Annotated in this window: 15 protein-coding genes; 1 reads left to right on the top strand and 14 read right to left on the bottom strand. The window is 34.7% G+C overall.

Annotated elements, in window-relative coordinates:
* Window positions 1-53 precede the first annotated feature (53 nt).
* The 14 genes from rplK to HMPREF2811_RS01575 all read right to left on the bottom strand — a co-directional run bounded on the left by rplK (window position 54) and on the right by HMPREF2811_RS01575 (window position 11,027).
* Window positions 54-479 (bottom strand): 50S ribosomal protein L11, encoded by a 426-nt coding sequence (gene rplK / locus HMPREF2811_RS01640; protein WP_066125045.1) that lies wholly within the window; start codon window positions 477-479, stop codon window positions 54-56.
* A gap of 127 nt (window positions 480-606) precedes the next feature.
* Window positions 607-1,236, bottom strand: coding sequence for a hypothetical protein (locus HMPREF2811_RS01635; RefSeq protein WP_071407824.1), 630 nt, complete (start codon window positions 1,234-1,236; stop codon window positions 607-609).
* Window positions 1,237-1,422: 186 nt separating this feature from the next.
* Window positions 1,423-1,968: a transcription termination/antitermination protein NusG gene (gene nusG / locus HMPREF2811_RS01630; protein WP_071407823.1), complete on the bottom strand. Its 546-nt coding sequence runs from the start codon at window positions 1,966-1,968 to the stop codon at window positions 1,423-1,425.
* A 99-nt stretch (window positions 1,969-2,067) separates the two neighbouring features.
* Window positions 2,068-2,241 carry a preprotein translocase subunit SecE gene (secE, locus tag HMPREF2811_RS01625; RefSeq protein WP_071407822.1) on the bottom strand — a complete coding sequence of 58 codons (174 nt, stop codon included), beginning with the start codon at window positions 2,239-2,241 and terminating at the stop codon, window positions 2,068-2,070.
* A gap of 19 nt (window positions 2,242-2,260) precedes the next feature.
* Complete coding sequence (gene rpmG, locus HMPREF2811_RS01620; RefSeq protein ID WP_071407821.1) at window positions 2,261-2,416, bottom strand: 50S ribosomal protein L33; 156 nt, start codon at window positions 2,414-2,416, stop codon at window positions 2,261-2,263.
* Window positions 2,417-2,550: 134 nt separating this feature from the next.
* A complete protein-coding gene (locus HMPREF2811_RS01615; RefSeq protein WP_071407820.1) occupies window positions 2,551-3,156 on the bottom strand; it encodes a sigma-70 family RNA polymerase sigma factor in 606 nt (201 codons plus the stop codon).
* 37 nt (window positions 3,157-3,193) lie between these two features.
* Entirely contained in the window at window positions 3,194-3,736 is a 543-nt protein-coding gene (locus HMPREF2811_RS01610; protein WP_071407819.1) for an NYN domain-containing protein, read from the bottom strand.
* Between the two features lie 19 nt (window positions 3,737-3,755).
* A complete protein-coding gene (gene rlmB / locus HMPREF2811_RS01605; RefSeq protein WP_071407818.1) occupies window positions 3,756-4,544 on the bottom strand; it encodes a 23S rRNA (guanosine(2251)-2'-O)-methyltransferase RlmB in 789 nt (262 codons plus the stop codon).
* Window positions 4,541-4,951, bottom strand: coding sequence for a Mini-ribonuclease 3 (locus tag HMPREF2811_RS01600; protein WP_071407817.1), 411 nt, complete (start codon window positions 4,949-4,951; stop codon window positions 4,541-4,543). The genes rlmB and HMPREF2811_RS01600 overlap by 4 nt, the downstream gene beginning before the upstream one ends.
* A complete protein-coding gene (gene cysS, locus HMPREF2811_RS01595) occupies window positions 4,951-6,378 on the bottom strand; it encodes a cysteine--tRNA ligase (protein ID WP_071407816.1) in 1,428 nt (475 codons plus the stop codon). The genes HMPREF2811_RS01600 and cysS overlap by 1 nt, the downstream gene beginning before the upstream one ends.
* Before the next feature lie 60 nt (window positions 6,379-6,438).
* The gene (gene gltX / locus HMPREF2811_RS01590; protein ID WP_071407815.1) at window positions 6,439-7,914 is read right to left on the bottom strand and encodes a glutamate--tRNA ligase; all 1,476 of its coding nucleotides are present in this window, start codon (window positions 7,912-7,914) and stop codon (window positions 6,439-6,441) included.
* 1 nt (window position 7,915) lies between these two features.
* A complete protein-coding gene (locus tag HMPREF2811_RS01585; RefSeq protein WP_071407814.1) occupies window positions 7,916-9,049 on the bottom strand; it encodes a PIN/TRAM domain-containing protein in 1,134 nt (377 codons plus the stop codon).
* A 14-nt stretch (window positions 9,050-9,063) separates the two neighbouring features.
* Window positions 9,064-10,440, bottom strand: a complete 1,377-nt coding sequence (gene radA / locus HMPREF2811_RS01580; protein WP_071407813.1) for a DNA repair protein RadA — start codon at window positions 10,438-10,440, stop codon at window positions 9,064-9,066.
* Between the two features lie 20 nt (window positions 10,441-10,460).
* On the bottom strand, window positions 10,461-11,027 hold the full coding sequence (locus HMPREF2811_RS01575) for a dCTP deaminase/dUTPase family protein (protein WP_071407812.1): 567 nt from the start codon (window positions 11,025-11,027) through the stop codon (window positions 10,461-10,463).
* Between the two features lie 225 nt (window positions 11,028-11,252).
* On the opposite strand from HMPREF2811_RS01575, the gene HMPREF2811_RS01570 reads away from it, so the two are divergent.
* Entirely contained in the window at window positions 11,253-12,359 is a 1,107-nt protein-coding gene (locus HMPREF2811_RS01570; protein ID WP_071407811.1) for an ABC transporter ATP-binding protein, read from the top strand.
* Window positions 12,360-12,567: the final 208 nt, after the last annotated feature.

Here is a 12,567-nt window from a genome sequence, read left to right as displayed (position 1 = left end):
ACGGTTTGACCTCCCACACCCGATAGAAAACGGGGCGAGAAACTACACTGCGCTTAATCTTGGACAGTGATACCCATAGAACGAGCAGTACCTTCAACGATGCGCATTGCTGCTTCTACGCTAGCTGCGTTTAAATCTTCCATTTTAGTTTCAGCAACTTCTTGAACTTGTGCTTTTGTAATAGTTGCTACTTTTGTTTTGTTTGGTACACCAGAACCTTTTTGGATACCAGCTGCTTTTTTCAATAATACTGGTACTGGTGGTTTTTTAGTGATAAATGTAAATGAACGGTCTTCATATACATCAATTACTACAGGAATAATGAATCCTGCTTGATCTTGTGTACGAGCGTTAAACTCTTTACAGAACCCCATAATGTTAACTTGCGCTTGACCTAAAGCTGGACCTACTGGTGGAGCTGGACTTGCTGCGCCGGCTGGAATTTGTAATTTAACTTGTTTTACTACTTTTTTAGCCACGAAAATTCCTCCTATATCTTTTTATTCGTGATGTGGTTTATGGAAAACCATTTCCTCCCACTCATTGTGCGTACTTGCGCACCCAAGTATACTAACACATAACTTTTTAGAAAGCAAGAAGAAAGTATTATTTTTCAATATCTGTTATTGATTTTTGATTTTGTTGATTCTTTAAGTGTGTTAGATAGATAAATAATGCTACCATCATCACTCCTATCGCCAGTGTACAGATAAAAATCATATTGTTGGCATAAGGAAATTGCTTATTATGATGTTGAATGGTTAATCCAAACACACCCAGTATAATGGCAATCATCATCATACCATTACCGTATTTTGCATAATAATAACTTGAAAATAAAGCTAATAACAATACTGTCATAATGGCTACAATCACCCATAACATGCCACTAAATGTGATGCCAACTGACTTCATATAAGCGAATAAAGTCACAACGGTTTCAAATATTAACCAACCAACAAAAAATCCAGTTGGAAATTTAATTAACCAATTATTTTGTCGTAATTGACTATTTTGGCTAATGATTCGAATCCCTTTTAATAGATAATTAGTCGCAGTCGCAATAAATATTAACGACAATAATAAGGAATGATTCACCCAACTCACTATCCAAAAAATTGTCATTAAGCAACCAATACTGACTATTTCTTTCAGTTGGTAATCAAAAATTTGTTTAAAGCGTTGATTCTTTGAGAAATATTCAATATAAAGTAAATTCGTAATCAGCCAAAACATGCTGATTGCACCAATATACAAATAATTTTTATGAGGCATCAATAATGATTCGAATAGCTTTTGAAGGTTTTCCAAAGATGGTATCATCATATTTGGAAAAATTGCCAAACTTATTATTATTAGCGTGAAACCTAGTAATAATGAATAAATAATCGGAATTCTTTTAAATATCTCATTCATAGTAGATTAGATATCTTGTTTCTTAACTTGATGGAATTCGATTTCGGCTTCAGTCTCACGGCCAAACATTTCCAGTAAAACTTTTAATTTTTGATGTTCTTGATCAATTTCAACAATTGAACCGTTTAATCCGGAGAAAGCACCTTCCACAATTTCAACATAATCGCCAACTTTTACATTCAATTCTACACGTTGTACTGGCGTTTCGACATCACCTAAGATTTGATCCATTTCTTCTTCTAATAAAGGCGATGGTTTACTTCCAGCACCGTGAGATCCGACAAAACCTGTCACTCCTGGTGTATTACGTACAATAAACCAAGCTTGATCAGACATCACCATTTCAATTAATACATAACCTGGAAACGTCTTAGCTACTTTTTTCTTTTCCTCTCCGTCGACTACTTCAATTATTTCTTCTTCCGGTACCACAATTCTGAAAATATTTTCTTCCATATTCATGCTTTCTTTACGTAATTCAATATTTTCTCGAACTTTATTTTCATAACCTGAATAAGTATGAAGTACATACCATTCTTTTTTTGCTTCCATCACAATTCTCCTCACTTTTTTCCATAATAAAAAACCTACGGCTTGTAGGTTTTTGCTTTAACTCTATTATACAGATAAAATTTTAATTTGAAAACTATTTTATAATGATACTAACCAACTAATTAAATTAGCAAATATAGTATCCACACCTGCAAAATATAAACCAAACAAAATAATCATGACAATAACTGTCCATGTATATTTGTTAACTTCGCCTACAGACGGCCAATTAACTCTTTTTAATTCTTCGAAAACACCTTTAATATATCCCATCGTTATCTTCCCATCCTAACTATTTCGTTTCTTTATGCACTGTATGTTTATTGCAATATCTACAAAACTTTTTAATTTCTAATCGGACATTTTTTCCAGATTGTGTTGGAGTCATGTGGTAATTGCGTTGGCCACACTCCGTACACGCTAAAGCCGTTTTCTTTTGTTGTGCCATAGCAATTCCTCCCCATCGATTTACTTACCACTATATGATATAAATCAATTACTTTTTTGTCAAGATAGAATAAAAGGTGCTTCTATTAATATTTGCTTATTTTGTTTTATGCAAGGCTCACTTTGTCTCTTTTGTCATCCAAAATGCTGTCGACATTTTTTACGGCAACGTGCTAGAGCATTTTCAATCACTCTTCTATCTTCGTTCATTTTTTTAGCAATATTAGACACACTATTATCTTCTTCCATCATACGATAGATGAAAACCATTTTTTCTAATTCAGATAAATCTTCAATTAGCTGTTCAAGGGCATCTTTTGCGATGACCCATTCTAGGGTATCAGGGCCCTCTTCAAATAATAAATCTCCATAAGTATAAACTTCATTTTTTCCATCAACTAAACTCACTGGTTCATTTAATGATAGGAGATTTAGTTGTTTTTCACGCTTTTTTGCCATTAATTTCCTTAAATAATTAATTAAGCGATTTTCGTATATTTTCGCAAAATAACTGGCAACATAATACTTTCCCTTGATATCATAATGTTCAATCACTAACATTAACGCAATGCGTCCTTCTTGAAAGTAATCATCCAATTCAAACCCCATAATCGGGTACTGTTTGAAACATTTTCGATATAAAGGTGTAAAACGATAAAATAATTCATTAAATGCTTCGTCATCAAACTCGGCCTGTAACATTACCACTAATTCTTCATTACTTAAGTAGTCCAAACGCATGATTATCCTCCATTCAATTGGAGAAATGCATCCTCATTTATTCTTTATTTTTCGTTTCTATCTCGCGTCTCAAACGGTCTAAATCTGCTAACTGTTCAATTTGCCATGGGCTTCTTCTTCTTAGCATTCCATTGTAATACGTTGAAATTTCATTATTCAGCTGCTGTTTTGTATAAGAAATTTCCACTGCTAATTCATTTGCCGACTGTCTTAACGCGCCTCGCTGAAAAATTAGCCATTGCTCAGCATAGTCACTTGTTGCAACGACTACCCTATTTAGAGGTGTGATATATTGATTAACTTCTCTTTCTATATATGAGTCCGCCGTTTCCCCTTCTTTAGTGAACACAACTTGAAGATTGTACTCATCGTATTTTTGTGTAATCCCGGGAACTAAATAGGCATCAAAAATAACAAATATTTCATCATAACCTCTTACTTTTTTAAAATTAGATAATTCCTGTAATAAGGTATCTCGAGCTAGCGCTAACTCATCTTTTTTCATCAAGCTTGTTAGATGTGGCCATGCCCCTATCATATTATAACCGTCGACAAATAGGATATCTTTTTTCTTAAGCATGTGACCACCTCCAATTATTCTACTTACCTAGTCGATCGCGCGCCACTTCGTACATTAAAACACCTGCTGCTACACTAGCATTTAAGCTTTGAGTTGTTCCAGTCATAGGAATAGTGACTATCCCATCACAAGCTGCTATCACATTTTGAGAAACTCCTTGACCTTCATTGCCAATGACCAGTGCAATGGCTCCTTCGCTATTCCAAGTGCGCATATCTTCACCTGACATGGCTGTCGCAAAAACCCAAACACCTTTTTGTTTTAATAATTCTATTGTTTGAGCAATGTTGGTCACACGCACTACTGGCACTTTTTCAATTGAACCCGCTGAGGTCTTCGCCACGATACCGGTTAATCCAACGGCACGTCTTTTCGGTATAATGACACCATGAACACCAGTGGCTTCAGCTGTTCTTAGAATTGAACCTAAATTGTGCGGATCCTCTATTCCATCCAAAATTAATAAAAACGGAGTTTCTTCACGTTCTTGCGCAAGTTCAAAGCAGTCTTCAAGCGTTTTATATTCAAATGGCGGCAAGGTAACTGCCACACCTTGATGATTCCCATTGTCAGTTAATTCATCTAATTTAGTTTTTGGGACTTCGATAAAAACGACTCCTTGTTGTTTCGCTACTCTCAGTATATCTTTAACCCCGTTTCCCGTCAGTCCTTTTTGAATAAATAATTTATTTATTTGTTTTTTCTCTTTGAAAACTTTCATTACGACATGACGTCCGAATAAAACTTCAGAATATTCTTCCTTTTCGATTGATTTTGATCGTTTTTCAGAGTATTGATGTTGTTTCATTTATTATCCTCATTTTCAATATATTTAATTGCTAAAGTCATTAACTCAGTACATCGCTCTACTTGATTGGTTAAGGAGAGCCAACCAATTAATGCTTCAAAGCCAGTTGCTTGACGATAATCGCCAATCGAGGCATTTTTTGCCTTGGTATTCGCTTTATTATTACGACCTCTTTTATAAATTTCAATCTCTTTTGCTGATAATCGTTCTTCTGAGTCGATCCAACTTTTCATAACTTTTGCTTGGCCTTCAGCTGATACATATTTAATCGCAGCACGATGCAACTTATTAGGAGATGTTTGTCCTGATTGAATCACATGTTTACGCACAAATTGTTCATATACCGCATCCCCCACATAAGCTAAAGCCGCACCGTTTAATAAGTCAAATGGATTAATCTCGGTCATTACGGCGTCACTCTTTTCCAAGTTGTTCCTTGAGGTGTATCATCTAATAATATTCCTTGCGATTTTAATTGATCACGAATCTCATCCGCTTTTGCAAAATTTCGTTCTTTACGTGCTTGATTGCGTTCTTCGATTAATTGTTCAATTTCTTCTTCTAAAGTCTCTGTTTCTTTAAAAATAATACCAAAGATACTCATTAATTGCTCAAACTTCGATTGCATCCACTCAATCACTTCACGATTAACCACTGATGTTTCAAGGTACTTATTAATAACTTTGGTTAAATCGAAGATAACAGTTAAAGCATTCCCAGCTTGAAAATCATTATCCATTTCTACTTCGAATTGTTCAATTTTTTCTCTAATCGCTTGTTTATATTGGTGGTCTTGTTCTGTTAAATCCTGTTCTACTGCATCTTCTAAGCGATGTTTTAGACGACGATTCACTTCTTTTAATCGAGCCAAATTGGTGGTCGCATCATGAATCGATTTCTCATCAAAGCGCAAAGGACGACGATAATGAACAGTAGCCAATAAAAATCTTACTACTAATGGATCAACTTCATTGATTAAATCACGTAATAGCACAAAGTTTCCTAACGATTTACTCATCTTCTCATCGTCTTGACCAATCGTCACAAATCCATTATGCATCCAATAGTTACTAAATGTATGCCCTGTAGCACATTCAGATTGAGCAATTTCATTTTCATGATGTGGAAATTGTAAATCTTGGCCACCTCCGTGAATATCAATTGTCTCTCCTAAATATTTAGTTGCCATTACGGAACATTCAATATGCCACCCTGGACGTCCTTCGCCCCAAGGTGAATGCCAATGAATTTCTCCAGGTTTTGCTTGCTTCCATAGAGCAAAATCAAGTGGGTCATGCTTTCTTTCCGCAATTAAATCTTGAACTCGCTCACTCGCACCTACTAATAATTCATCGATACTTTGGTCGGATAATTGACCATATTTATCAAATGAAGATGTTTTAAAATATACATCTCCTGATGATTCATACGCATAACCTTTTTCGATTAATACTTGAATGAATTCAATAATATCCGTAATATTTTCCATTACACGTGGATGAAGGGTAGCTGGCATGACATTAATTGCGGCGGTGTCTTCTTTAAATGCGTGAATGTATTTGTCGGCTATCGCTTCTGGAGTGATTCCTTCTTCATTAGCTGCTTTAATAATTTTATCATCAACATCAGTAAAATTGCTGACGTAATTCACTTCATAACCACGATAAATTAAATATCGACGGATGGTATCAAATGAGACGGCACTTCTTGCATTGCCAATGTGGATAAAATTATAAACAGTGGGACCACAAACATAAAAATTTACCTTTCCTTCTTGTATCGGTTTAAAAACTTCTTTGGTTCTGGTTAAAGTATTATAAATTTGAATGGCCATAGTATTCTCCGTTTCTATCAAGAAAGCCTGTCAAAAATGTGACAGGCTTCACTCTATTGATTATATTAAATTTAACACTTGATCGATGTGATTAATTGCTTTTTCTTTTCCTAGAACTTCAATCACACTTGGTAATTCCGGTCCATGCATTTGACCAGAAACCGCAATACGAATTGGCATAAATAACTGGCGTCCTTTAACACCTGTTTCTTTTTGTACTACTTTGGTTAAAGGCTTAATGTTTTCAGCAGTAAAATCTGCATCTTCTAAATTCACTAATTGTTCACGCATGGCTTTGATTACAACTGGTGCTGTTTCATTCGCTAATTCTGTTTTAGCCGTTTCATCAATATGAAGCTCATCTCTGAAGAAGAGTTCAGATACTTCAACGACTTCAGCACCGTATGATACTTGTTCATGATATAAACTTACTAACTTAGTTACCCATTCCATTTCTGATGCAGATGGATTTTCACTTACTCTGCCCGCTGCTTTCAAATGTGGTAAGGCTAATTCAACTACTTTTTCTAGTGGGGCATGTTTAACATAAGTATTGTTAATCCATTCTAGTTTTTTAGCATCAAATGCAGCCGGTGAAGTGGATAAACGATTTTCATCAAATAATTCAATTAATTGATCATGTGAGAAAATCTCTTCTTCACCAACAGGTGACCAACCTAATAATGCAATAAAATTAAACATTGCTTCTGGTAAGTAACCTAAGTTTCGATATTGTTCGATAAATTGTAAAATACCACCGTCGCGTTTACTTAATTTTTTATTAGTTTCACTATTCACGATTAACGTCATATGTCCAAATTTTGGTACTTCCCATCCAAAAGCATCATAAATCATCATTTGTTTAGGAGTATTTGCAATATGATCATCCCCACGTAATACATGAGTGATTTGCATGAAATGATCATCTACTGTTACCGCAAAGTTATAGGTTGGCATTCCATCTCTTTTTTGAATAACCCAGTCGCCAGAAATATTTTTTGATTCAAAAGTAATGGGTCCTTTAACAATATCATCAAACTCATAAACGACGTTCTCTGGTACACGGAAACGGATAACTGGAACCCGTCCTTCAGCTTCAAAGGCAGCTTCTTGATCCTTAGTCAAGTGGGCATGTTGACCACCATAATGAGGCATTTCTCCTCTGGCTTTTTGCGCTTCACGCTCTTGTTCCAATTCTTCTTCTGTCATATAACATTTATACGCCTTATCTTCAGCTAATAAATGTTCAATAAGTGGTTGATAAATGTGTAGACGTTCTGATTGACGATAAGGTCCATATTCACCTGGTTTTTCTGGAGATTCGTCCCAGTCAATTCCTAACCAAGAAAGATTATCCATCTGACTTTGTTCACCATGCTCTAAATTACGTTTTAAATCTGTATCTTCGATACGAATTATAAATTCTCCTCCATGATGACGAGCAAATAAATAATTAAATAAGGCTGTACGAGCATTCCCTATATGTAAATCTCCTGTTGGACTTGGTGCATAACGAACACGAATCTTTTGACTCATATTATAAAACTCCCTTTTTATCATTAGTTTCTATTCTACCATGTGAGTGGGCCGGTTTAGCAAAAATCATGCGCCCTGCTGCTGTTTGCAAAGCACTTGTCACAATAACATGGATCCACTCATTCATATAATACTGACCATCTTCTACCACAATCATCGTTCCATCATCGAGATAAGCGACACCTTGTTTGCGCTCAGTACCATCTTTTATTACTTGAACATACATTTGTTCACCCGGAATAACCACTGGTTTAATGGCATTGGCTAAAGCATTAATATTAAACACCTTAACATTCTGAAATTCACAAACTTTATTTAAATTATAATCATTTGTGACAATCGCAGCATCCATTAGTTTGGCTAATCGGATTAATTTACTATCGACTTCTGATATTTCTTCAAAATCACCTTCATAAAACTCAATCGGAATAAGTGCTTCTTTTTGTAACATATTTAAGGTATCGAGACCTTTACGACCCTTTGATCGTTTTAAGGAATCAGCCGAATCGGCAATAAATTGCAATTCCTCTAATACAAAATTAGGTATTATCAAAACCCCTTCAATAAAATTGGTCCTTACAATATCTACAATACGTCCATCAATAATAACACTCGTATCAAGTAACTTGTACTTATACATATTATCACTCGCTTTACGCTCTAGCAACTGTGAATCTTGATTAAGGGCAGTTTCTTTAACATTTTGTCTACTACTAAATAATTTCCCCCATTCTTCTTTACGACTCATCGTCGTTTGGTACCCTACTAAAGCGGAAGTGACTGAAAAAATAAGTGGTAATGTTGAATTTAGAAAAGGTATATTTAGACTATTAAATGGTAATGAAAATAAATAACCAATTAATAATCCTACAAAAATACCAATCGTTCCTAATATTAAATTTGATGTAGCTAAGTTATTAACCCATTCGATTAATCGTTTAATTCCTTTTTCGATATATGGAGAAAGTGTCATCCCTAATAACATAAAAACAATAATAAAAATAATAGCATTCACATAGAGATTACTCATCCAAATCGGCGCATTAGGTATTCCTTTCCACAATGATGGCGCAATGGTTAAACCAAAACTTAAACCAATTAACATCGAAAGAGCGGTAATAATTTTTTTAAACATCTTTAACCTCCTTTCTATTTTGGAAAAATTTTCATTAAAGCTTGTTTAATTGTTGATACAGGTATAATTTCTATTGCCAATTGAGTATCTTGAGGTGGCTGATTGTTTTTTGGAATAAAAATACGTTTAAAACCTAATTTATTCGCTTCGCTAATACGTTCTTTAATTTGGGTTACTCGGCGAATTTCTCCCGTTAATCCAATTTCACCAACGAAACAATCGTCGATATTGGTCGGTTTATTCCAATAACTTGATGCAATACTCACCGCAATCGCTAAGTCGATAGCAGGTTCATCTAATTTAACCCCACCGGTTGTTTTGAAAAATGCATCTTGATTTTGTACCATCAAACCACAATGTTTCTCCATTACAGCTAATAATAAGGAAACCCGTTGATAATCAATGCCACTCGCTGTTCTTTTAGCATTACCAAAAACAGTTGGTGTCATTAATGATTGTACTTCTGCTAATATCGTGCGTGTTCCTTCTAATGAAGGGACAACTGTTGATCCGGTAGCGCCAACCAGTCTTTCTTCTAAAAATAACTCTGATGGATTATTCACTTCGGTCAACCCTACATCCAACATTTCAAAAACGCCAATTTCATTGGTGGAACCAAAACGATTCTTTACTGCTCGTAAAATTCTAAAACGATTATACTTTTCACCTTCAAAATACAATACCGTATCGACCATATGTTCTAACATACGAGGTCCAGCGATATTGCCCTCCTTAGTCACATGACCCACAATAAAAATAGCAATTTGATTATCTTTCGCAATGCGCATCAATATATTGGTTGTTTCTCTAAGTTGCGATACACTGCCGGCTACTCCATTATGATCAGGTAAAGACATCGTTTGAATCGAATCAATGATTACCATATCAGGTGATAAACGACTAATCTCATTCGCAATCACAGTTAAATCTGTTTCAGAATACAAGTAGAAATTATCACTATCCATCGAAAGGCGTTCCGCTCGCATTTTTATTTGTGATAATGATTCTTCACCAGAAACATATAATATTTTTTGGTTTTTATTCGCTAATTGTAATGAAACTTGCAATAACAGCGTGGACTTACCAATTCCGGGATCTCCTCCGATTAAAACCAATGAACCCGTTACGACCCCACCACCTAAGACACGGTCAAACTCTGAAAAATCGGTATTGACCCTTGCTTCATTAATATATTGGATTTCATTTAGTTTTTTGGCATAATAATCGTCACCTGTTCTGTTGGACGCAATACTCGCTCGTTGAACCACTGTTGGCTGAACAATTTGTTCTTCCATTTGATTCCATGCGCCACATTCTGGACATTTTCCTAACCATTTAGGTGATTCATAACCACACGCCATACATTCATACATGATTCGTTTTTTTGCCATGTTGTTATTTTATCCTCCGCTTATTCATTATTAGATGAACCAAATCCTCCTGTTCTTTGCTTTTCACCACCGGTATCTTGATCTGTCTTCAAAAATTTAGTGAAAATGCCTTGTGCAATTCGTTCACCTTTTTGAATGGTCTGATCATTCAAACCAAAATTAATCATTTGCACATAAATATGACCTTCATTTGCTTCATTATTATAGTAATCTTGATCAATAATCCCGACACTATTAGGAATTGATAAAAAACGTTTTAGTGGATTACTTGAACGGTTAATAATCTGTAAGTATTCATCTTTCTGCATATAGGCTTTTAATCCGGTTGGAACTAAGGTTGGTTTCATCAATGTTTCTACTTTTATCGCTTCTTTTGACTTAGATTCCATAGGATGTTGAAAAATCCATTGTTTCATATCTTTCAAAAAATACGTAATCAGTAAACGCCAATAACTTGGTAATACCACCGTTTCTGCAGCTTCAATATCATATCCTGCGGCGTGATGAGTGGCTCTTTTGGGCAAATTGATTGCTTCATTTTGATACTTTGTAATAACTTCAAACCCTCTAATTGCTTGCTGAGTCATCGTTATCCTCCTTGATTTTATTAATCATTCCTATTTTATCACTAAACCACTATTTCTCAAAACGTAATTTCTTGTTTTTTTAAAATATTTATTGAATCCCTAAATATTTTGAAAACCTTTTCTACAACATGTTGAATATATTTTGTGCACTGGGACGATAGATTATTAACCGTTTCCACTTTATAATTAAATCATACAAATAAAACAAAAGGAGTTATTATTGTTATGGTAGATATTAAATTAAAAAATATTCACAAAAAATATGAAGGTTCTGATTTTTATTCAGTAACTGACTTCAACTTAGATATTGAAGATCGCGAATTTATCGTTTTCGTAGGTCCTTCAGGATGTGGTAAATCTACTACTTTACGTATGATTGCTGGTTTAGAGGATATTACAGAAGGTGAATTATGGATTGGTGACACCTTAATGAACGATGTTGCTCCTAAAGACCGTGACATCGCGATGGTATTCCAAAACTACGCTTTATATCCACATATGACGGTATTCGACAATATGGCATTCGGTTTAAAATTACGTAAATATCCAAAAGATGAAATTAAACAACGTGTTGATAATGCAGCTGAAATTTTAGGATTAAAAGAATATTTAGACCGTAAACCAGCAGCTTTATCCGGTGGTCAACGTCAACGTGTGGCTTTAGGTCGTGCAATTGTTCGTGATGCTAAAGTATTCTTAATGGACGAACCTTTATCAAACTTAGATGCGAAATTACGTGTGCAAATGCGTGCTGAAATTGCTAAATTACATCAACGTTTAAATACCACAACGATTTACGTTACCCATGACCAAACTGAAGCGATGACAATGGCCAGCCGTATCGTTATTATGAAGGACGGAATTATCCAACAAATTGGTACTCCTCAAGAAGTATATAATACACCTAACAATGTTTTCGTTGCTGGTTTCATTGGATCACCTGCTATGAACTTCTTCAAAGTAACTTATAAAGATGGTATCATCTCTAACAACGAAGGATTACAGTTAAATGTAACTGAACCACAACGCCAATTATTAGAATCTCGTGGATACAATGGGAAACAATTAACATTTGGTATTCGTCCTGAAGATATTCAATCAGAACAAGTCTTCTTAGATGCAAACCCTAATTCAATTGTTCACTCTACTGTTGTAGTTTCTGAGTTATTAGGTGCAGAAACAATGTTATATTCTAAAGTTGGAGAAACTGAGTTTATCGCACGTGTAGACGCTCGTGACTTCCATAATCCAGGTGAAAATGTTGATTTAGGATTCAACATGAACAAAGCTCACTTCTTTGATAATGAAACAGAAGAAGTTATCCGCGCTTAATTTAAGAATGTTTAAATTTCAGGTATTGGACAAAAAATGGAGAATATTCTTATTTTCACACCTTGCACAATGCTTGTAATGAATAGTATGAGATTTAAAAAGAAATTGGTAGATTTCTTTTTAAATCTCTTTTTTTCTCATTCATAATGCATTATAATTATTTTCTATGAAAATTGAGATAAAGTCCATATAATTGTGTAAAAAGAAA

This window comes from Globicatella sp. HMSC072A10, assembly GCF_001811625.1.
GTDB classification, from domain to species: Bacteria; Bacillota; Bacilli; order Lactobacillales; family Aerococcaceae; genus Globicatella; species Globicatella sanguinis.
The sequence above is the reverse complement of the archived record's forward strand: the minus strand, read 5'-3'. Positions and strand labels throughout refer to the sequence as shown.